The sequence below is a fragment of the Halalkalibaculum sp. DA3122 genome (assembly GCF_043951865.1).
GTDB lineage: Bacteria > Bacteroidota > Rhodothermia > Balneolales > Balneolaceae > JAMQKA01.
Genome location: NZ_JBINJF010000010.1, coordinates 96,699 through 119,231 on the forward strand (window position 1 = coordinate 96,699; position 22,533 = coordinate 119,231).

The window sequence follows — 22,533 nt, forward strand, 5'->3', positions numbered from 1 at the left end:
AAGAAATAATCCAAGATTATGTTAGATTTAAAAAATACAAGTTTCAGCATAACAGTAATAGTTTTGGTTTTGATGGGATTATTCAACTCCTGTACTGACGTAACAGAGCCTATTGATTCTACGGTAAAAGAAGAGGACTTTTTTCAGAATGATGAGGAGTTTATCTCAGCCTTGGGAGATGCATATGGGCCTCTTGCTGATAATTATGGTACAACAAATAGAGGCTTTTTTTGGATGCAAAATGAAGTTTCTACTGATGAGGTCACAGTACCTACATGGGCAGATGGTGGCTGGGAAGATGGTGGTGTATTTATTCGTATGCACAGGCACACTTATACTCCTGATGAGGCAGCCGTGGATGAAGGTTGGGTAGATTTGTTCGCAGGAGTAAATAATACTAACCGTTTGATATTTCAATTTGAATCGTTAGTTGAATCTGGGGATGTAAGTGAAGATCAGGCCGCAACATTTATTGCAGAATTGAGAGCTACGCGTGCATTTTATTATTACTTATTACTCGACAATTTCGGTAATGTCCCCATTCTCACAAGTTTTAAAGATGCTCCAGAGGATCCATCACAACCCAGTAGTGATTTCCAAGAGGGACGTCAGGCAGTGTTTGATTTTGTAGAATCAGAGTTACTGGATGTCATTGATCAGCTAAACCCCAATCCTGATGAGACATATGGACGTATGAATAGATGGGGTGCACATATGGTACTAGCTAGATTGTATCTTAACGCAGAGGTATATACAGGTACACCGCGTTGGGAGGATGCCATAACTCATGCAAATGCAATTATTGAATCAGATAGATTTTCAATGGCATCTAACTATGGAGACAATTTTGATCCGAATAATTCCGATTCTCCAGAGGCTATATTTGCAATACCATATGATGAAGTCTTTAATCAAGGGTTTGATTATCATTTTACAAGTTTACACTATGCCTTTCAGTCTAAATTAGATTTGCAAACTACCTTGGTTAATGGTATGAGGGTGATGGAGGAATTTTATATGTCCTATGTTGATCCTAATCAAAATCCGGGGCCTCAAGGTACTGTTATTGGTAGAGATGGTTCAGATACTACAGGTACTGTAGATGAGCGAATGCTCAACAATTTCTACGTCGGTCCCCAATTTGATGCTCAGGGCAATCCTCTCACTGATCCTGCTAGTAGAGCTGACCTCGATCCGAATGGTCCACCAGTAAACCATAGACCCCATCTTATTGGGTTAACAGTTTCAACCTTGGATGGTGGGGCTAGGAATAAGAAATGGAATATTGAACAAGGTGCAACTAGAAATCTGAACAATGATTATTTCATTTTTAGATACACTGAGGTCTTGTTAATAAAAGCCGAAGCACTGTGGAGGTTAAATAATAATGATTCGGAAGCCCTGCAATTAGTTAATAGAGTACGTCAAAGAGCTGGGGTGGATGATTTTTCCAGCTTAACTGCTGACAAGCTACTTGCAGAACGAGGTCGCGAGATGTTTTATGAAGGAACACGCAGGCAGGATCTGATTCGATTCGAAGGTAAAAACGGAGGGGTAACAAGATACAATGATCCTTGGTGGGAGAAAGGTGTTACTGAAGAGTATAAAAATGTTTTCCCGATTCCGAGTGATCAGCTAGAATCGAATACTAATCTGGTGCAAAATCCTGGATACTAAGAAATAATGAATATAACATAGTATGTAGATCAGTAAGTTGTTAGTTATAACTAAATTCAAATAATAAAAAAATAAATAATAAAATGTTTTATTAATCAATTTTGTAAATACTTACTCCATCCACGGAATGATCAATAAGGTCTTGGTTTCTGTGGATGGATATGGGTATTTAGTCTTCCTTAATAAATACAGTTGCGGGTTCGTTAATAGAAAATTAAAGGCTATCAAAAAAGGGAATAAAATTTATCGTAGGATTATATAGAAATATAGTTACCTTGGAAAATTGATGAGTATCTTAAAATATTAAAACAGTATAATCGGTAACTATGTTAATAATATTAATAGTAAATTTTCCTAAATATAATTACTAGATATAGTAGAAATGTGTAAACTTTTTCAAGAAAAATGTAGCCTATTAATAATTGTTTTTTTAACAATTGGATTAGTTCAACAACTGTATGCTCAACAAATTCAGGTAAATGATTTGAGTGCATTTGATGAGAATTCAAATGGTTGGCAGATTGTTGGAGAAGTTACAGCTAATCCTTTAAAAAATTCATTTCAAACATCCGATGGGGAGGGAATACTAGTAGGTTCTGCAGCATCGTCGGGAGATCTTAGAACCAAAATGAAGCATGGTAATATTTCTATTGAATTTGATTTTTTGTTGAGTCACAAAGCTTCAGCTGTAATTTGGCTCCAGGGTCGTTATGGAATTCAATTGGCAAACGTTAGTAATGTTAAAGGTTCAACTTTTCCTTTAACTAGTGGTAGTATTATTCCTGTTCAATCAGATAAAATCACTGGGATTGGTAATTTAGCAAATATGAATGTAGCTCACGCACCGGGAATATGGCAACATATTAAAATTGTTTTTGAGGCACCTCAATTTGACAATAATGGAAAAAAAACTAAGAATGCAAGAATTGTCTCTGTTGAAAATAATGGTGCCCTTATTCAGCAAAATAAATATTTGCCGGGTGTCAGTAAGAATGCTGAGACTGGAAAAGAAGCATCAGAGGGACCAATCATATTTCAAATTAACAAAGGAGATATAGCAATCAGAAATGTTAATTATATGGTTTCCTCAGGACCAAAAATAAAAATGCGCAATATTACTTATAAAATATATAAGGAAAAATTTTTAGATGGGGATTTCTTTTATAATGAGAGGGAAGACGAGATTATTTCATTACCAAATTTAACATCACGAGAACCGACGAATTCGGGAAAACTGGAATGGTTGGGAACAGGAATGTTAAATGATGATAAGGATGATTATGCAATAGTTTTCCAGGGAGAATTGGATGTCCCGATATCAGGAGAGTTTAAATTTAAAACTGTCCAAAATGGTGTTGGAGCCTTTCAATTGAATGGTAAAGAATTATTTAGATGGGATGCAGTGAATCGAAAAGGAAAGTTTTATGATAATATAACATTGAAGAAGGGCACCTATCCATTCAAGTTAACTTATTTTAATTTTGCTAACCCACAGGTGGGTATTGAAGTGAATGGGCCTGGAATTATTGATCAACAATTATTTAAGGAAAGAGAGACAAATATTGTAAGTAATACATCCCCCATAATCATAAAACCAACGCATGAAAGTCCATTAATACAACGCAGTTTCACACTATTCGAAGGCCAGAAATTATTATCAGGTATCAATGTTGGTTATTCTGAAGGTATTCATTATACGTTTAATTTAGCGAGCGGAAGTCTTGTGAAAGTATGGAGGGGAGAATTCGGAAATGCTACTCCCATGTGGGAAGGTCGGGGATTACAGCAAGTACTTGAGCCGATTGGAAGTGTGTTATCGCTTACGGCTGATCAACAGGTGTTGCTATCTAATTCAGAGGATCTACAATCTATAAAAAAAGAACATGATAAGGGAATTTACCAGTTAGAAGGATATAGACTGAATAAAAAGGGAGAGCCGATATTCCAGTATACTGTTAATAAGATTTCAATTAATGATCATATTTCACTAGGTAGCAAAGGGAGAACTTTAACTCGATCTCTCAGATTTGGAAAGACTGCTGAAACTGTTCAGAACCAAACTGTTTGGTATCGTATTGCGAATGCTTCAAATATTGAGCAGGTCACAAATAATTTATACAGCCTTTCCGACCAGTCCTACTATATAGAAATTGATGAAGGGTGGGCAGCCAAGATACTAGAAACAAATAATGAAAAAAAATTACTTGTTCCGATTGAGATCAGTGAATCTCCAAAGACATTTACTTACTCAATAATTTGGTAGCCTTACTAAGGGAATTAACAAAATTTAAATCAATGATATTTCAACAATTGCACGAAGTAAATCAATTATTCCGATTCATTATTGTTTGGTTTGTCATACTTTTTTTTGGCATAACAATTAAAACAAAAGCACAGAATACTTCGACGGATAATTCTGCCCAAGAAGAAGATTATTATAAGATACGTACCGTCCCTAAGCCAGTAGGTGGTAGTCCTTTTGAAGTGAGTGGAATTGATCTGCAACCCAGTGGAGACCTCATAGTGACTACAAGATATGGAGAAATATGGTTGATAGAAGATCCCTATATGGCAGAATCTGTATCACCATCTTTTACCAAGATCGCATCTGGATTACACACACCACTTGGCATTTCCTCCAAGAACGGTAAGTATTATGTAGCTCAAAGAACCGAATTAACGGAACTCAGCGATACAGACGGAGATGACATTATTGATCGTTTTCGAACTTTTTGCACATTTACTAAGTCAGGGAACTACTGTGAATATGTACACGGTCCTATTGTTCTTCCAGACGGTAGCTTTTGGGTTAATATGAATTTGGCACATAATTGGCAAACACTTGTTCCTTTTTATTACATGATGGACAGTCATGCCCCTTGGAGCGGATGGGCTATGATTATCACTCCTCAAGGAGAGCTTGTTCCTTATGCGAGTGGACTACGTTCACCTGCAGGTATGGGAATAGGGTCAAATGGGACGATGTATTATTCTGAAAATCAAGGAGACTGGGTAGGCACTGGATATGTGACTACTGTCGAAGAGGGAGATTTTTTTGGTGATCCTGCTAGTCTTAAAGATGTATCAATTCCTGAAGAATATAAATCAGAATTTAATTTGCGTCCAAGTGATATCCCTGACATGGATAGCTTGATGCTTCATGAGGCGGCCAAATTGATCCCCGAATTAAAGATGCCTTCAGTAAGATTACCTCATGGTGTCATGGGCACGTCATTGTCGTGGATCTTGGAAGACACTACAGGAGGGGAGTTCGGTCCATTCGAAGGACAGTTATTTGTGGCAGATCAAGGGCAAAGCAAAATAATGCGAGTTTTTTTAGAGGAAGTGAAGGGTGAAATGCAGGGTGCAGCCTTTCAGTTTCGAGAAGGTTTCCAGTCTGGCATTATACGATCTTCTTGGGGAATTGATGGATCGATGTTTGTTGGCATGTCTGATCGAGGATGGAGTGCTCTTGGCCCGGAGTCTGATGGATTGCAGCAAGTAGTTTGGACTGGAAAAGTACCATTCGAGATTAAAGCTATTCGTGCAAAACCAGATGGATTTCAACTTGAATTTACCAAACCGGTTGATTCTACAACGGTTAGAGTAGAAAATTCCTATCAAATAAGCAGTTTTGATTACTTATACCATAAGAAATATGGCAGTCCCATAGTTGATGAAAGCACCAGTCAGATTAAAGGGGCTATTCTGTCTGATGATAGAATGCATATTAGACTGGTACTAAGTGAGCCCCTACGCGCAGGTTATGTCTACCAGATTGCAGCTAATGGAATCAAGTCTGAGGAAGGACAAAGTGTTTTACATCCAGAAGCTTATTATAGTCTTAATCAAATACCGGAAGGGGAAAAAGCTAATATTTCTCCCTCTAACACAGTTATTCAAGATCATACCGATCCCAAACCTACCTCTCCGAGCACTATCTCAACTGGTGAACAGCAACAGCAGATGAAGAATGCTACTACAATACCAGCAAGTTGGCAATCTGGACCAGATCAAGTGGTAACGATTAATGCTGCCCCTGGGATGAAATTTGATAAAACAAATTTTAAAGTTTCGGCAGGTAGTAAGATAAAACTTGTATTTAATAATCCAACAGATTTATTACACAATTTACTGATAGTCCAACCCGGTACTATTGAGCCTGTAGCTAAGAAGGCTCTAGATATGGGGTTGCAGGGACCGAAGAAAGATTATGTACCTGAAACGGAGAATGTATTATTTCACACAAGTTTAATTGATATTGAAGAATCTGAATCAATTTATTTTAAAGCCCCAGAACAACCCAACAAATATCCATATGTTTGTACTTTTCCAGGCCATTGGCAAACAATGCAAGGAATTATGACAGTTGTTCCATAATGGATAACATAATCCACACTTATAGTTAATATTAGCTAAATAATATTATAAACTTATTTCAGGATGATGAGAAATTTTATAATAGGTATTATCATAGTTTTCATGCTGGGACTAGCAGGTTTTATGCTATTAGGGAAAGCAAACAAAATAATCTGGGATGAAAACAAAAAAGGTAAACAAATTCTGAGCTGGAAGCAGAGTGCAAATTCGCTTAGTCTACTTAACAATGGGGAAATAGTTTGGCAGCTTAATTATGATAAAGATAAAGACAAACCCTATTTCTATCCGCTAAGAACACCAAGTGGAATTAATTTAGCACTTGAAAGACCAGATGATCATCCATGGCACCGGGGGCTCTGGTTCGCCTGGAAGTATATCAATGGCGTAAATTACTGGGAAGAAGAGCCTGGGACAGGTTTATCAGAAGGGCGAAGTCTCATTAAAAATGTTGTGATTGAAGAAAGGGATGATTTTTCTGCTAAGATTAAAATTGATATTGATTATTCACCAAACTTAGAATCACCAATAATGAGTGAAAACAGGACCCTGCTTATTTCTCCCCCAGATAAAAATGGAAACTATACTATAGATTGGCATCATAGATTTACAGCAAATGATGATACCGTTACACTAGATAGAACACCTCCTGCCAGATATGGTGGAGAGCAATGGGGAGGTTATGCAGGTCTTGGATATCGAGCCGATGATAATGAATTATCCTCTATTCGGTTTATAAATTCGGAGGGATGGACGAATCGAGAGAGTTTAATAGGATTTGGAAAGAGAGCGAATTGGATGGATTTGACTGGTATTTCTACTGAATCACAAAGTAAGAAAGCTGGTCTGACAATATTTGATCATCCTTCCAATCCTCGCCATCCATCACCGTGGTATATATGGTATAACAATGATGGAGATGGAACTTCTCAAAACTACAATCACGCTTTCTTTCAACCTGCTCTTTTATTTAATGAGCCATTTCAATTAGCTCCTGCAAAATCGTTTGAATTAAAGTATCGTGTTTTGGTTCATTCAGGTGCTCTCACAATGGATGAACTCAGTAAAAGGTATCAAATGTATATAAAGAATTGAGCTACATTTTTTAACTGAACTAGTTCAATTAGATAGATGCAGTATTTTCCAATCAAGATGAATCCATAATTAAAATCAAAAACTAAAAATAATAAAGATTATGAGTATTAAAGTAGGATGTTTTGCGCTTGCTAATCCATTTCAAACATTAGATAAGCAATTAGATCAAATAAAGGAATGGGGATTTAAGTATGCAGATGTAACTGATAGTAGCGACGGAGCTTGCCTAGGTAATGAATTTGGCTTTACTGCAATGGCTAGCTTGGATGCTAATCCCATGGATATTAAAAGGCTTTTTAATAACCGTGGATTAACTATCTCCAGTGTGTGTGCTCACTCTAATTTACTGGACGCTTCAGCTCCATGGCGTTATGGTACTTCTCAGATTATTAAAGCTATACGAATGGCTGCTACTATGGGAGTGAAACATGTAATTACGACTGAAGGTGATCCAAAAACAGAGTTCGGTCAAAATCTCTCCGATGACGAAGCACTTTTTATAATTCGTGAAAAGTTACATGAGCCCTTAAGAGTTGCAGAAGATCTGGGAGTCAAAATCCTGATGGAACCACATGGGCATATTTCCGATTCTGCAGATCATCTGGAAAAACTATTGGACTCCTGTAGTTCTGATGCTCTTGCATTAAATTTGGATACGGGTAATTATTGGCTTGGCGGTGAGAATCCGGTTGATTTTGTAAGACGATTCGAGGAAAAAATTGAACATGTCCATTGGAAGGATATGCCTGAAGAATTTCTCTCTCAACGCGGTGAGAAATTCGGGTTTGGTATGACAGGAATCCCTCTGGGTTCTGGAGAAGTAGATATCAAAGGAACAGTCGAGGCTTTACAAGAAATCGGGTTTGATGGTTACACCACGTTAGAAATAGCAGGAGAAGAAGCCGTATTGGAAAGCTATGATTATTTAAAGTCACTAGGAGCTGAGTAAACAATTGTCCGGGAACTTTAATAGAGTAATAAACTCCAAGAGTTCAATTAAGAACACTTGGAGTATAACCGGAATTTGATTCGAAACAGAGCAGAAATTCAAACAGTTAATTTTGATCAATTTTGGTCTATTTTATATATGATTTGTGACGACTCAAAAAAACAGAACGATTATACAAGTGATAATAAAAGTAATAAAAAAACCAGAGTTTTATCGACTCTGGTTTTTTTATTACTAATCATTTTTAGTTGTAGTCCTGTGACTGAAAAAACACGATTTAAACTGATTACACCTGCCGAAACGGGAATTGATTTTAGTAATGACCTGAAGTCAGATCCTAATTTTAATATCATCAACTATCTTTACTTCTATGATGGAGGTGGGGTTTCGATCGGAGATATAAATAATGATGGGCTCCCTGATATTTACTTAACAGCAAATATGAAATCTAATAAGCTCTACCTCAATAAAGGGAATTTCGAATTTAAAGATATAACCAAATCAGCAGGTGTGGAAGGCACCGGTGACTGGACTACGGGAACAACCATGGCCGATGTAAATGGGGACGGACTGCTGGATATTTATGTATGTAACGTTAACTACCTAACCAAAGAGGGTAAAAATCAACTCTACATCAATAATGGAGATTCTACTTTTACCGAACGCGCTAAGGAATACGGTCTCGATTTCGAAGGTTATTCCAAGCAGGCCGCGTTCTTTGATTATGATAATGACGGCGATTTGGATATGTATCTGCTGAATCACGCTAATCATAGCGAAGGGTCTTATGGGAAGGCAAAGCTTAGAAAAAATAAAGATCCTAATGCTGGAGACAGGTTATATCGAAATGATGGAGACAGTTTTACCAATGTAACCAAACAGGCAGGCATATACAGCAGTGTAATAGGTTATGGTCTCGGCGTGGCTATTAGCGATGTGAACAACGACGGCTGGTCCGATATATATGTGTCTAACGATTTTCATGAAAATGATTATCTGTATTTGAATAATGGTGACGGTAACTTCACCGAAACCTTGGAAAAGGCAACGGGCCATATCAGCCGTTCTTCGATGGGAAATGACATAGCTGATATTAATAACGATAAGCTCCCCGATATTTATGTAGCTGATATGTTATCGATGAATGAGAAAGGACTAAAACAAACTGTGAGTTCTGAATCATATAAGGTATACAAAATAAAACGTGAATTCGGATATCATCCTCAATATATTCAAAATACACTGCAGATAAACAGAGGTGTTGCACCTGATGGCCAAATTCGGTTTTCTGAGATTGCTCATTATTCAGGTGTAGATGCTACGGACTGGAGTTGGGCTACTTTGTTGTTTGATATGAATAATGATGGTCTAAAGGATCTTTTTGTAACCAATGGTATTTATCGGCGTCCAAATGATTTAGATTATCTTTTAACTGTTAGAAAAGGCAATAAGCAGAATAAGAAAAGTCAAGAGAGTAAAAAAAATGTTATGGAGATTATCAAAAGAGTACCTCATGCAAAAATAAATAATGTAGGTTATATAAATAATGGTGATCACACTTTTTCTGATCAAAGCGATTCACTAGGATTCGGCGAACCTAGCTATTCCTCAGGTGCAGCTTATGGTGATTTGGATAATGACGGAGATTTAGATTTGGTAGTAAATAATGTAAATAGCCAAGCTTCTTTATTTAAAAATACCACGCGTGAAACAGAAGAAAGTAGTAATTTTGTAAGGATAAAACTGCAGGGAGTTAATAAAAATACAGACGGTATAGGGAGTAAAGTAATGATTTATGATTCTTCTTCGGTACAACTATATGAAATGTTTACAACCCGTGGATTTCAATCATCTGTGGAGCCAAGACTTACTATTGGATTGAGAGATACTGAAAAAATCGATTCATTAACAGTCGTTTGGCCTGATAAGCGAAGGCAAACAATTACTAAAATTAAGGCAAATCAATCACTGATTTTGCATCAATCTGAAGCAAATGATTCTTATCAGTATTCTCATAACAAAGTAGATCCAATATTCAGAAATGTGACCTCAAATATTGGATTGAATTATTCTCATCATGAAGATTCCTTTTTAGATTATAATAAGCAACTCTTAACACCCTTCATGCTTTCCTCACAGGGACCTGCAGTGGCCACGGGCGATATTAATAACGATGGGCTGGAAGATTTCTACGTTGGCGGGGCCAAACACCAGGCAGGTCGGTTTTTTGTGCAGCAAGAGGACGGGAGTTTCACTGAAAAAGAACTGCCAACTTTCGAGCAAGATGCTAAATTCGAGGATGTGGGTGCCGCACTGTTTGATGCTAACGGGAATGGATATTTGGATCTTTATGTAGTGAGTGGAGGTAATGAATATAACGTTGGATCCAAAAGGCTTAATGACAGACTTTATGTTAAAGATGGGGAGGGAAATTTTCTTAGAATGCAAGACGCTTTGCCTGCAATTTATGAGAATGGAGCTACTGTTGCGGTGGAAGATTTTGATGGGGACGGGGATAACGATCTATTTGTAGGTAGTCGATCCGTGCCACAAAATTATGGCGATTCTCCCAACAGTTATATTTTAGAGAATCAGGGCAATGGCCAGTTTGAGGATGTCACCGACGAGGTGGCACCGGATATGAATCCGCTGGGGATGGTTACTGACGCAACATGGGCAGATCTGGATTTTAATGGGACGTCCGATCTGATTTTAACGGGAGAATGGATACCGGTGACGATATTTCTCAATAAAGCGGGAACCCTGGAGCGGGTTTCCGATCAGGCCGGATTGAGCCAAACCCCCGGCTGGTGGCAGAGCGTGGAAACCGGTGATTTTGACAATGACGGCGATATTGATATTGTGGCTGGCAACATGGGGACCAACTCTTTTCTGCAAGCCAGCCAGGCTGAACCAATCGTGATGTACCTGAAGGATTATAACGAGGACGGACAGATCGATCCCATTGTGGGATATACCCGGGGAGATAAAGAATATCCCGTAGCGCCGCGTGATGAGCTGTTAACGCAATTCAAATTCTTGCGTTCTAAATATCCCACCTACCAATCATATGCCGGACAAACGATTCAGCAAATTTTTGGGGATCGGCTAACTACTGGCGATTGGGAAAAGAAGACGGTGAACACTCTGCAATCCCTATATATAAAAAATAACGGGGATGGCACCTTTACCACTCATCCGCTGCCGGGCAAATCCCAATGGTCTCCCATCATGGATTTTGTGGTGGATGATTTTAATGGCGATGAGCAACCAGATATGCTCTCGGCCGGTAACTTTTATGACGTCAAACCCTCCCTGGGCGGCCGCTTTGATGCGGGCTACGGTACCTATCTGCAGGGTAACGGAGACGGCACGTTCACAGAAATACCCATGCAGCGAAGTGGATTTGTGGTGGATGGGGAACCGCGTTCGATACTTCCCATTCGACAAGCTGACGGTAGTTTAATTTATATGGTAGCCCGTAATGATGACTCCTTGCTGTTTTTTGGGAAAAATAAATAAAATGTTTTCACATGTCGGTTGATTTTATGGATTTAAACTCCACCTGCCCGCCAGCGATATCGGTCACGTGGTGTATGTTATGCTCACCCCTGCCAACACTGGTGATCGCGCCCCGCTGAAAATGAAAGGCTCTATCGACAAACTGTTTAGCAAACTTTTCAGCGACAAAGGTTATCTCTCGAAAGCCTTGTTTGAGCAGCTGTTTTTCCAAGGCATACATCTGGTTGCCAAGCTCCGGAAAATATGAAAACCAAGCTGGCGACCCCGATGGCCGAGGCCATTCTCCTGCGTAAACGAGCCATCCGCTGGCCATTATCGATCAGCTTAAATACATCTTCCAGTTCGAGTATTCCCGGCATCGGAGCCCGAAAAACTTCCTGATCAATCTGTTTTCGGCCCTTATTGTTTACAACTTCACCGAGAAAGGCTGAGCTTGAAGCAAACCTATGTCGATACCGGGCAATTGTTGCTATTTTAATAGATCTTTATGTCGGACTCACATGGTATTAAGTAATATGTACATAAATCAAGTAGACATGGGAAAATGTTTTAACTGAAGGTATTATTTATTTAAAATAATTTTATGTTAGGGTAATTGTGTACTTAATTTAATTTTTTAATCTACAAAAAAATGATTACAAATCTATTTACCAAGTCGAGTCGTTTTTTTTATTCCTTATTATCGATAGTACTTACCATAGTCCTCTTTAATTTTGTTACGGATGAAACGAGGACTGAAAATAATACGTCCGATCAACAAAATATGGCAAGTAAAGAATATTCTGAACCCAGCAGTGTGTTAATAGTAGGGGGAGGTTCCGCGCACGATTTTGACCGCTGGTTCAACCTTGAGGATTCCAAAACGATTTCAGAGACGGGTGCTTTGGTACGATATACCGATCAGCCGGAAAATATATCGGCCGTACTTTCACAGATCGATGTTCTCTATTTGAGTAACAATCAGCCGATGCCCGCCACCGGGGAGTTCAGAAACTCGATATTTGATTTTGTTGAATCTGGTAATGGCCTGCTGTTGGTGCACGCTGCCACGTGGTATAACTGGGAAGACTGGCCGGAATACAATAGGGAGCTCGTCGGGGGCGGAACCAGGAGCCATGAGCCGTTTGGTGAATTCCAGGTTGAAGTAACAGATACTGGTCATCCAATCATGGAATCCGTACCAAGCACCTTCAGTATTATTGACGAGCTCTATCATTTTGAACCGGATGAATCGGGCAAAGAAATACATATTCTGGCCAAAGGAATAGTCCCTGACAGCGGGGAGGAATATCCAATAGCATGGACACTCATACACGGAAAAGGCAGGATTGTTGGTTTGACACTGGGTCACGACGGGAAGGCACATTACCACCACGCTTACCGAACCATACTTAAGAATAGTATAGAGTGGCTCAACGACGAACATTCAATTGATTAAGCAAAAAGTGAATTTTTGTATCTGGTCCTCTGAAATCTGTTAAAACTTTTGCATAATGACCGCTAACTCATCGACCCCAATTGATCGCAGCCGTTTGTTCTGGGCATATGTATCGCCCTGCTGTCAATTACCTTGCCGATTGTTTTTGTAAGGAATACTTTGGCTTTATTGTGGCGGCCATCTTTTTAATAGTGTACCTGAACGACAAAAAGAAAGGCGGATACAAAGCCGAAAGACTCGGGAAGCAGGCCACAGAAAATTAATGACAAATGATTTGTAACCCTGTAGGTTTCTGAGGATTCTTTTAGAAATCTATTATAGACAATCAATATTAAAAGAGATCTAATTACAATGGCAGATATTTCCTCAAAATTTTTAACCAGGGATAATGTAACACCGGAAAAACTGGAACGGGGTATCCACCACTGGTTGTCCTCACCGGAAACGACCGGCAGCAACCAGCTTATCACGGTCCGGGTGGAAGTGCAGCCGGGCAACGGGCATCCGTTCCACCGGCACCCCAATATGGAGGAGATTATATATGTGCTTTCCGGGCAGGCCGAGCAGTGGCTGGAGCAGGAATCCAAAATTCTGAAAAGAAATGAAGCGGTTTTTATCCCTGAAAATGTGATCCATGCCACCTTTAATGCCTCCGCCGAGGAGCCGCTGGAGTTCCTGGCCATCCTTTCCCCGGCCCATGACCTGGACGGGGACGGAATGGTAGATGTGAGCGGGCAGGAGCCGTGGAAAAGTCTGTCGAAAATATAGTCCGCGATGTATCCCTGAACCTGGAATGTTAAATTAGCAAAATCGGTCGAAAATGGCTGAAACCGTCTTACTTATCGGTACCTTTGATACCAAGGGGGAGGAATTTGCCTTTGTTCGGGATCAAATTGAAACCAACGGCTGTTCTGTGCTGCTCATGGATATCGGTGTGCTGGAGGATCCAACGATTGCACCTGATATTTCAGCTGAAGAAGTGGCACAGGCAGGGGGGAGCTCCCTTACCAGCCTGCGCAGGCTGGCGGACCGCACCGAGGCTTTTGAAGTGATGACCGAGGGAATTAAAAAACTGACTCCCCGGCTCTATGAAGAAGGCGCGTTTGACGGGGTGTTGAGCCTGGGCGGCGGCAGCGGCACCATGATGGCTACGGCCGCCATGCGCGAACTGCCGCTTGGTGTGCCGAAACTGATGGTGTCGTCGGTGGCTTCCGGGGATATCAGCGCGTACGTGGATATTAAGGATCTGACCTTTATGTATTCCGTGGCAGATATTGCCGGGCTCAATCGCCTCACCCGGAACATCTTGGCGAATGCCGCGGGAGCAGTTTGTGGAATGGTGCAGCGACAAGAAGTGGATCAGAAAGATCAGCCCCTCGTTGCTGCCACCATGTTTGGCGTGACCACGCCCTGCGTAACCCGAGTCCGGGGAAAGCTGGAGGATGCGGGGTATGAGGTGGTCGTGTTCCACGCTACGGGTACGGGGGGACGAACCATGGAGCTGATGATTCGCGAAGGACTGGTAACGGGCGTTGCCGATGTGACCACTACAGAATGGTGCGATGAAGTGGCCGGTGGTTTTTTGTCTGCCGGCCCGGACAGGCTCAGTGCCGCGGGACAGGCGGGTATCCCCCAGGTGGTATCCTGCGGGGCGTTGGACATGGTGAATTTTTTTGCACCCGATACCGTGCCCGAAAAATACCGGTCACGAAATCTCTTTAATCATACCTCCACGGTAACGTTAATGCGAACCAGTCCGGAGGAATGCCGTGAGATCGGGAAACGCATCGCCGGGAAACTGAATCAGTCCACCGGGCCTACGGCCTTGATGATACCGTTGAAGGGCGTCAGTAAAATTGATAACGAGGGAGAAGCTTTTTTTGATCCCGAAGCCGATAAAGCCCTCTTTGATGCATTACAAGAGCATACCAATGAGAATATTTTACTTAAAGAGCTGAACCTGCATATTAATGACAAGGAATTTGCTGATGCCATAGCGGATCAGCTGCTTACTTTTTTAAATCATCAACAAACCGAACTTAACCAGGAATAAGTCATGCCATTTATACCTTACCAGGAATGCTTGAAACGACTGCGCTCCCAGATTGACCAAAAAAAACCGATTATCGGGGCCGGTGCAGGCACCGGAATTTCGGCTAAGTTTGCCGAGCGCGGCGGTGTGGATATCATCATTATTTACAACTCGGGTCGCTACCGCATGGCGGGGCGGGGCAGCGCCGCTGGAATTCTGGCCTACGGGGATGCCAACGAAATCGTTGTCGATATGGCCGGTGAGGTACTACCTGTGGTACAGGATACGCCGGTATTGGCCGGGGTGAACGGGACGGACCCCTTCCGGTTGATGCCCGCATTTCTTAAAGAGCTGAAAGAGATGGGTTTTGACGGTGTCCAGAACTTTCCCACGGTGGGCGTCATTGACGGTAACTTTCGGCAAATTCTGGAAGAAACAGGAATGAGTTTTGATTTGGAAATTGAGATGGTCCGTATTGCCCATGAGATGGATATGCTGACCTGCCCGTACGTGTTTGACGTGGAACAGGCCGAAAAGATGACCGAAGCGGGGGCCGATGTTATTGTGGCTCACATGAATACTACGGTCAAAGGCTCGATCGGGGTCAGCTCGGATGTAGCCCCATCACTTGAAGAGTCCGCCGAGCGGGTGCAGGCCATTCATGACGCCGCCAAAGCGATTCGGGACGATGTCATTGTGCTCTGTCACGGCGGACCGATTGCCGAGCCGCAAGATGCCCAGTATATCTTTGATCATACCGAGGGAACCGCTGGCTTTTTTGGAGCATCAAGCATCGAGCGGCTGGCCACGGAGCCGGCTATTGAGAAGCAGGCACGAACGTTCAAAGAACTCAAAATATAGGAGCAAAAATACAGGGCTTGGGGAGAAACTCCCGGAGCCCTTCACAGTTTTTAATGAAAGAGCTAAATATGATGGTTTGGGAAAAAGTAATGAAGGGATTGTTGGGAGTTATAACATTAGTAGGCATTGCGATATTAATAAGCGCATGTAGTCAGCCGCAGCAAGACGCATCCCAGTCGGATGGTCGCCTCAAAGTATTGTTTTTGGGGGATGACCGCGGCCACCAGCCCCACGTTCGGCTGCGTGATGTAACCCGGCCGATGCTGGACCGGGGCATCGAATTGTTTTATTCCAGCGATATTGATGAACTGGAATTCGAAAATCTACAGCAATATGACGCATTACTACTCTATGCTAACTACCACGCCCCGGACTATCCGGAACTCCCGAAAGAAAAAGAGCAGGCGCTGGTACATTATGTGGAACAGGGCGGGGGCTTTGTGCCTGTCCATGCTGCCTCCGGTAACTTTCGCAACTCTGAGGCTTATATCAACCTGGTCGGGGCGGCTTTTGAAAGCCACGGTACAGGCGTATTCAGCACGCGGATCGCCGAACCCGACCACCCGGTGATGCAGGGTTTTGAAGGATTTGAAAGCTGGGATGAAACCTATGTGCACCAAAAGCATAACACCGAAAATCGTACGGTACTGAGCTATAGGGATGATGAACCGTGGACCTGGGTCCGTACGCAAGGTGATGGCCGGGTATTTTACACCGCCTGGGGGCATGATGAGCGCACCTGGCAAAATCCGGGCTTTCACGAGCTGCTTGAGCGTGGTATTCGCTGGGCAGCCGGACAGGACGTGCAACAGGAGCTGGCCAACCGTAAAATTGAGAATCCTTTTGAATATGTAGTGCTGGATGTGCCTTATCCGCCGCCCCACAAAGAGCGCCTGCGCTATGAGGAGGAGGTCGGGCCGATGGACCGCGATTCCAACTACCCGATGTATTATAAGCAGCAGAAGGCGCTTTCCCCCGAAAAGTCCATGGAGCGGATGATTCTGCCGCCGGGCTTCAAGGTGGAACTGTTTGCCTCGGAACCGGATATTGTGAATCCCATCGCCATGAACTGGGACGAGCAGGGACGGCTTTGGGTGGTGGAGTCCATTGAGTATCCCTATCCCCGTGAATTCTGGCCGGATGGTGGCGGCAAGGATAGAATCATGATTCTTGAAGATACTAACGATGACGGCAAAGCGGATACGTTTACCGAATTTGCCGACAGTCTCAACATTCCCACCAGTATCACTTTTGCCAACGGAGGGGTGATTGTACACCAGGCGCCACAAACCTTGTTTTTGAAGGATACCGATGGTGACGACAAGGCCGATGTCCGCCGTGTTCTCTTCGAAGGATGGAGCCAGTATGATACTCATGCCGGTCCCAATCACCTTCGCTACGGACTGGATAACTGGATTTGGGGTGTCGTGGGGTACTCCGGTTTTGAAGGGACTATCGGTGGAGAAAGGCATGAATTCCGCATGGGGACCTATCGGTTTAAAAAGGATGGTTCGGAGTTTGAGTTTTTGCAGCGAACCAATAACAATACCTGGGGGTTCGGCTTTAACGAAGGGGGCGATGCCTTTATATCGACGGCCAACGGGAACCCCAGCACACATTTTACAATCCCTCAACGGCATTACAGTAAGCTCTCTTCACTGAGTGATTCCAATACGGATCGCCTTACAAATACAGCCCGAGCCATTACATTAACGAACCTGTTCCGCCAGGTGGACTGGGTGGGAGCATACACGGCCGGATCGGGACACGCGGTTTACACGGCACGCAGCTACCCGGAAAAATATTGGAACAAACGCGCTTTCGTTATGGATCCGACTATGCAGATGGTAGGCGAATTTATTCTGGAAGAAGAAGGTTCTGGTTACAGCGCTCATAATCCGCGAAACCTGGTGGCGAGTGATGATGAGTGGTTTTCGCCGGTAGTTGCAGATGTGGGGCCCGACGGTCAGGTCTGGATGGCCGACTGGTACAATTATATCAACCAGCATAATGCCGAAAGTGACCGGCAGGAACCCACGCCGGGTAACGCATATGCCAACCCCTTGCGGGATCGCCAGCATGGCCGCATCTATCGCATCGTATATGAGGATGGAGCGTCAACCGAGAATATGTCCCTCAAAGGGGCTTCTGCTGAAAAGCTGGTCGAGACGTTAACGCATGAGAACATGCTGTGGCGCAGGCATGCCCAGCGCCTGCTGGTAGACCGCGGCGAGGGGGATGTGGTTCCCCAGCTTATTGAACTCGTCAATGATAAAGGAGCGGATCAAATAGGACTAAATCCCGGGGTTATCCATGGAATGTGGACACTGCACGGGCTCGATCAGATGGACGGCAGCAATCAAGAGGCATTGCAGGCTGCCATCGGTGCACTCGATCACCCCTCCGCTGATGTTCGCAAAAATGCCCTGCAGGTGTTGCCTGAGACGCGGGATGTACTGCAGATTATTCTGGACAGCGGGATATTGCGGGACGAAGATCCCAAAGTACAAAAGCAGGCCCTTCTCACATTAATCGATATGCCGGTATCGGTGCAGGCCGGGCAGGCGATATTTGACCTGCTGGAGGCTGTGCAGGAACAAGAGGATCGCTGGCTGATGGAAGCGGGGGCACTGGCCGCCTCCACCCATAACGGGGGATTCCTGGGTGCCGCAGATGCCGCGGGTATGCTGCCAAATAATGTAAGTGTGGAGGAAGATGACCTTGGGCTGGAAAACATTATTGCCATGGTGCTGCAGCAGCATCCCAATGCGCTGGAAGGCAGCGGCAGTTCCGTAACACAAAGCGAGGATACAGCTGAACAGGTAGATGCCGTGCTGCAGCTTGGAGTGACTCCAAATGTGCTGAAATTCAACAAGGAGGAACTGCGCGCCACGGTGGGACAGACTATTCGGCTGACGTTTACCAACACCGGTAATATGGAGCATAATATGCTGCTGGTGACACCCGGTTCTGTCCAGGAGGTAGGCACCCTCGCCGATGAACTTGTCGCCAATATGGAAGGTCGCCAGCGGGATTATGTGCCCGATTCACCGAAAGTCCTTGAAAGCACCCCGATACTGCAACCGGGTGAATCCTATGATATTACATTTACGGTTCCCTCCGAGCCGGGGGAGTACACGCTGATTTGCACGATTCCCGGCCACTGGCGTACCATGCAGACCACGCTCATTGTCGAGCCTTCTTAACATTAAGTGATTGATAACCCACTTTATGAAAAAGAATCTCGAATAGGTAGATCCGAATAAATCCAATATGGCAAGGCTGCTCGTATTTTTTTGCGTTTCCTTATTTCTGTTGAACAGTTGTTCAACAACGAAAACGGACATGGGATCAGAAAATAAACAGGAAACCACATCTTGTAACTCAACCTTTACGAATCCTGTGATGGACGGTGCCGACCCGTGGGTAATCAAAAAAGATGGGTACTACTACTTCTGTGAGTCCAGGGAGGGAGGCATCCATATCGCCAAATCCAGGAAACTGACGGAGCCCCAAAACTGGACCCGGGTTTGGCAGCAGCCTGCTGAGGGGTGGAACAGCTCCCACTTGTGGGCACCGGAGCTGCATTATATCCAGGGGAAATGGTATGTTTATTATACAGCCGGAGAGGCCGGACCACCGTTTATTCATCAGCGGTCTGGAGTACTGGAAGGCTCCAGCCAAGACCCGCAGGAAAGCTTTGAGGAGAAGGGACAGCTCTACACCGGCGATGATATCTCAAATCGAACGAATAATACCTGGGCCATAGATCTGACACCCTTGAAGCTGGGTGATCAGTTATACGGAATTTGGTCGGGATGGAAGCAAAACAGGAACGACGATGCCACCACCCAGCACCTGTATATCGCCAAAATGGAAAACCCGTGGACGATAAGCTCGAGCCGCGTGCTGATCTCATCGCCTGAAGAATCCTGGGAGCGGGGGAACGAAGTGGATTTTGGCATCAACGAAGGGCCCGAAGTGCTGAGACATGGCGATGATGTTTTCGTGATCTATTCCACGCGTGAATCATGGCTGCCCCAATACAGGCTGGGCCAGCTAAGGCTGGCAGGAACCGATGCAGATCCCATGAATCCTGAAAACTGGACCAAGACAGGACCGGTATTCCAGGGAACAGAGAGTGTCCACGGCGTCGGGCATGCCAGCTTTACCACATCTCCGGACAGCATCGAACACTGGATTATTTACCATTCCAAAAAATCGACCGAGCCCGGCTGGAACCGGGACATCCGCATGCAGCCGTTTAGCTGGAATGAGGATGGTTCACCTGACTTCGGCACGCCTGCAAACACCGGCGTGCCGATGCCCGTACCTTCTGGTCAATGTGATAGAAAAATGCAGTAAGCTTACCGGCTTTGGAGATAACGGAATAAGATTTGTGCCTAACATTGAGTTCAACAATGCTATTTACCCTGTTTATTTTTTAAAAGCCACTGAATTATTTGCTACTATCCAATTTGACTCTTTCGCCTTAATTTGAATCCGACACATTTTACAGGCAGTCCTATTTAATTTGCAAGTGTTATTTTTACAGCTATTTTATAATTGCAAAAAAGGGGAAATCTTTATTCTTATCTGGGATCGGCGGCTCCTTTCATTTGGAGTAAAAACGGGATTACTTCTTGGTCGAGGATAAAATAGGTTTCATGGCAAAAGAGGGTTAATACAACCTTTGGTAACCACGCAAGACTGATAAATATCTTATATCTGGGATAATGGGCAAAAAGTCACAGACTGTATATGCTTGTGAAGATAAATATGGTAAAGATTCGGAATTGTGGCTGAAACTGATTGATGGGGATAAAAGGGCGCTGGAACGACTTTTTATGCGCCATTACAATGATTTGGTTCAGTACGCGGTACGTATGTGCAGCTGCAGGGACTTTGCCGAGGATGCGATCCAGCAGCTGTTTTTAAAATTGTGGGAATCCCGCAGAGAATTACAACCGGTAAGCGGAGTTAAAACATACCTTTGGAAGGCTCTGAGAAATCATATGATTACCAAATTGAGAAAGATAAATCGCCGGGAAAATATATTGAATAAGAGAGCTTCTGACATTCGACACTCGGTAAATCTGAATGCCGAGGATTTGATGATTGAGCGTGAAATCGATCGTCAAACCAGCAGGCGGTTAAAGAAGGCACTGGATACCTTAACGGACCGTCAGAGAGAAGTGCTTATTTTAAAGTTTTATAGTGGATTAAACTATGAGGAAATAGAGCAGGTGATGTCAATAAATTATCAGACAGCCCGAAATTATGTGTACGAAGCACTCCGTTTGTTGCAAAATGTTTTAAAGTGAAACACAACGAACAAGAATACTCCGGTTTTGGGGTTTTACTAAGAGATATTTGCAGAACCTTCCTTTTGATCTTGTAAAGCCCGTTTTTTTGATAGAAAAAATCCAGTACAAACAGAAATCCCACCTCGTCTATTAAATAGAACAATAAAACGGGAACTATTTTAACACAACACCAGGGCTTTGACTACAAGCTGGCTGCATCCGGATTATAGCTTGGAAGAGTTGTTGAACAATGATTCCTTCAGAAACTGGACTAAAGGAAATGCCAGTACTGAAGAAAAGGCCTATTGGGATCAATGGGTCGGCGCGAGTGATAAGAATCGTAAACTTGCCCTTGAAGCTCAGAAGAGGTTGACCGGGATTTCCATCAAGGAAAAGGAAGTTACGAATGCACGGGAAAATTGGAAAAAGCTAGAGGCGGCCCTTGAAAAAAAACCACGGCTCCGAAAAGTTGAGATATCCACGGCCCGGCGTACTGGTACCACAGGATGGATATGGAGGCTGGCCGCTGCAGTATTGGTGGCAGCGATAACCGGTTTGTCTGTCTATTTCTACCAGGTGGAAGAACCCGGGCCACAAGAAAATATCGTTAAACATGATGTCAAGACGGACTACGGTGAACAAAAAACCATCTCCCTCAATGATGGATCCAGGATAACACTCAATGCCAATTCCACACTCATATACCAAACAAACACCCTGGACAGCCATGATATAGAAGTGTACCTGGAAGGGGAAGCCTACTTTTCAGTGACTACGAGGGAAGGGCCAGATCGAGCTCCCTTCAAGGTCCGTACGGCAGCGGGACAAGTAGAGGTGTTGGGCACGGAGTTCGTCGTTTTCGCCAGGAATAGTAAAACCAGAGTGGTTCTGAAAAAAGGAAGTGTGTCTGTGGATCCTTTGAGGCCGGATCAGCAACTGCTGCTCAAGCCCGGTCAAATGGCAGAGCTGGACAGCTCCTGGGAAACGGTGCGCACAAAATCAGTCAATCCCGAAGTGTACACCTCTTGGCGAACAAGAATATTGGTTTTCGACAGGACACCGCTGGCCGAAGTAATTGAAAGGCTGGAGTATACTTTTGGGGTAAATGTAATCGTGAGAGAGCCGGACCTGTTTAAGCAGAAGATTACAGGTTCGATAGAAAATGCCGGGTTAGAAGTGATTACATCCGCTCTTTCGAGAACAGTGGACACCTCATATCGAATAAGCGGGGACACTGTCTACCTGGGGAAATGATTTTTCGATAGAAACGGGAAGG

15 protein-coding genes are annotated in these 22,533 nt (G+C 43.5%); all 15 read left to right on the forward strand.

Annotated elements, in window-relative coordinates:
- Positions 1 to 18: 18 nt before the first annotated feature.
- Positions 19 to 1,677, forward strand: a complete 1,659-nt coding sequence (locus tag ACG2F4_RS09120; protein ID WP_395260018.1) for a RagB/SusD family nutrient uptake outer membrane protein — start codon at positions 19 to 21, stop codon at positions 1,675 to 1,677.
- A 484-nt stretch (positions 1,678 to 2,161) separates the two neighbouring features.
- On the forward strand, positions 2,162 to 3,940 hold the full coding sequence (locus tag ACG2F4_RS09125; RefSeq protein ID WP_395260020.1) for a family 16 glycoside hydrolase: 1,779 nt from the start codon (positions 2,162 to 2,164) through the stop codon (positions 3,938 to 3,940).
- A 32-nt stretch (positions 3,941 to 3,972) separates the two neighbouring features.
- Entirely contained in the window at positions 3,973 to 6,057 is a 2,085-nt protein-coding gene (locus ACG2F4_RS09130; protein WP_395260022.1) for a plastocyanin/azurin family copper-binding protein, read from the forward strand.
- 63 nt (positions 6,058 to 6,120) lie between these two features.
- A complete protein-coding gene (locus tag ACG2F4_RS09135) occupies positions 6,121 to 7,149 on the forward strand; it encodes a PmoA family protein (RefSeq protein ID WP_395260023.1) in 1,029 nt (342 codons plus the stop codon).
- 100 nt (positions 7,150 to 7,249) lie between these two features.
- On the forward strand, positions 7,250 to 8,098 hold the full coding sequence (locus tag ACG2F4_RS09140) for a sugar phosphate isomerase/epimerase family protein (RefSeq protein WP_395260026.1): 849 nt from the start codon (positions 7,250 to 7,252) through the stop codon (positions 8,096 to 8,098).
- A 75-nt stretch (positions 8,099 to 8,173) separates the two neighbouring features.
- Complete coding sequence (locus tag ACG2F4_RS09145; protein ID WP_395260028.1) at positions 8,174 to 11,620, forward strand: VCBS repeat-containing protein; 3,447 nt, start codon at positions 8,174 to 8,176, stop codon at positions 11,618 to 11,620.
- A gap of 79 nt (positions 11,621 to 11,699) precedes the next feature.
- On the forward strand, positions 11,700 to 11,867 hold the full coding sequence (locus tag ACG2F4_RS09150; RefSeq protein WP_395260031.1) for a transposase: 168 nt from the start codon (positions 11,700 to 11,702) through the stop codon (positions 11,865 to 11,867).
- A 516-nt stretch (positions 11,868 to 12,383) separates the two neighbouring features.
- Positions 12,384 to 13,058, forward strand: coding sequence for a ThuA domain-containing protein (locus ACG2F4_RS09155; RefSeq protein WP_395260033.1), 675 nt, complete (start codon positions 12,384 to 12,386; stop codon positions 13,056 to 13,058).
- A 351-nt stretch (positions 13,059 to 13,409) separates the two neighbouring features.
- Positions 13,410 to 13,826, forward strand: a complete 417-nt coding sequence (locus tag ACG2F4_RS09160; protein ID WP_395260035.1) for a cupin domain-containing protein — start codon at positions 13,410 to 13,412, stop codon at positions 13,824 to 13,826.
- A 52-nt stretch (positions 13,827 to 13,878) separates the two neighbouring features.
- Positions 13,879 to 15,111 (forward strand): Tm-1-like ATP-binding domain-containing protein, encoded by a 1,233-nt coding sequence (locus tag ACG2F4_RS09165; protein ID WP_395260036.1) that lies wholly within the window; start codon positions 13,879 to 13,881, stop codon positions 15,109 to 15,111.
- Positions 15,112 to 15,114: 3 nt separating this feature from the next.
- On the forward strand, positions 15,115 to 15,951 hold the full coding sequence (locus tag ACG2F4_RS09170; protein ID WP_395260038.1) for a phosphoenolpyruvate hydrolase family protein: 837 nt from the start codon (positions 15,115 to 15,117) through the stop codon (positions 15,949 to 15,951).
- A gap of 53 nt (positions 15,952 to 16,004) precedes the next feature.
- Positions 16,005 to 19,157 carry a PVC-type heme-binding CxxCH protein gene (locus ACG2F4_RS09175; protein WP_395260040.1) on the forward strand — a complete coding sequence of 1,051 codons (3,153 nt, stop codon included), beginning with the start codon at positions 16,005 to 16,007 and terminating at the stop codon, positions 19,155 to 19,157.
- 139 nt (positions 19,158 to 19,296) lie between these two features.
- Positions 19,297 to 20,316 carry a family 43 glycosylhydrolase gene (locus ACG2F4_RS09180; RefSeq protein WP_395260041.1) on the forward strand — a complete coding sequence of 340 codons (1,020 nt, stop codon included), beginning with the start codon at positions 19,297 to 19,299 and terminating at the stop codon, positions 20,314 to 20,316.
- A gap of 371 nt (positions 20,317 to 20,687) precedes the next feature.
- Positions 20,688 to 21,275, forward strand: coding sequence for an RNA polymerase sigma factor (locus ACG2F4_RS09185; protein WP_395260042.1), 588 nt, complete (start codon positions 20,688 to 20,690; stop codon positions 21,273 to 21,275).
- Between the two features lie 180 nt (positions 21,276 to 21,455).
- Positions 21,456 to 22,511: a FecR family protein gene (locus tag ACG2F4_RS09190; protein ID WP_395260044.1), complete on the forward strand. Its 1,056-nt coding sequence runs from the start codon at positions 21,456 to 21,458 to the stop codon at positions 22,509 to 22,511.
- Positions 22,512 to 22,533 lie beyond the last annotated feature (22 nt).

Bases quoted from the DNA above. Each gene is read 5' to 3' on its own strand.
- ACG2F4_RS09120 (WP_395260018.1), top strand. From the start codon at position 19: ATGTTAGATTTAAAAAATACAAGTTTCAGCATAACAGTAATAGTTTTG.
- ACG2F4_RS09130 (WP_395260022.1), top strand. From the start codon at position 3,973: ATGATATTTCAACAATTGCACGAAGTAAATCAATTATTCCGATTCATT.
- ACG2F4_RS09135 (WP_395260023.1), top strand. From the start codon at position 6,121: ATGATGAGAAATTTTATAATAGGTATTATCATAGTTTTCATGCTGGGA.
- ACG2F4_RS09140 (WP_395260026.1), top strand. From the start codon at position 7,250: ATGAGTATTAAAGTAGGATGTTTTGCGCTTGCTAATCCATTTCAAACA.
- ACG2F4_RS09150 (WP_395260031.1), top strand. From the start codon at position 11,700: ATGCTCACCCCTGCCAACACTGGTGATCGCGCCCCGCTGAAAATGAAA.
- ACG2F4_RS09155 (WP_395260033.1), top strand. From the start codon at position 12,384: ATGGCAAGTAAAGAATATTCTGAACCCAGCAGTGTGTTAATAGTAGGG.
- ACG2F4_RS09160 (WP_395260035.1), top strand. From the start codon at position 13,410: ATGGCAGATATTTCCTCAAAATTTTTAACCAGGGATAATGTAACACCG.
- ACG2F4_RS09165 (WP_395260036.1), top strand. From the start codon at position 13,879: ATGGCTGAAACCGTCTTACTTATCGGTACCTTTGATACCAAGGGGGAG.
- ACG2F4_RS09170 (WP_395260038.1), top strand. From the start codon at position 15,115: ATGCCATTTATACCTTACCAGGAATGCTTGAAACGACTGCGCTCCCAG.
- ACG2F4_RS09175 (WP_395260040.1), top strand. From the start codon at position 16,005: ATGAAAGAGCTAAATATGATGGTTTGGGAAAAAGTAATGAAGGGATTG.
- ACG2F4_RS09180 (WP_395260041.1), top strand. From the start codon at position 19,297: ATGGGATCAGAAAATAAACAGGAAACCACATCTTGTAACTCAACCTTT.
- ACG2F4_RS09185 (WP_395260042.1), top strand. From the start codon at position 20,688: ATGGGCAAAAAGTCACAGACTGTATATGCTTGTGAAGATAAATATGGT.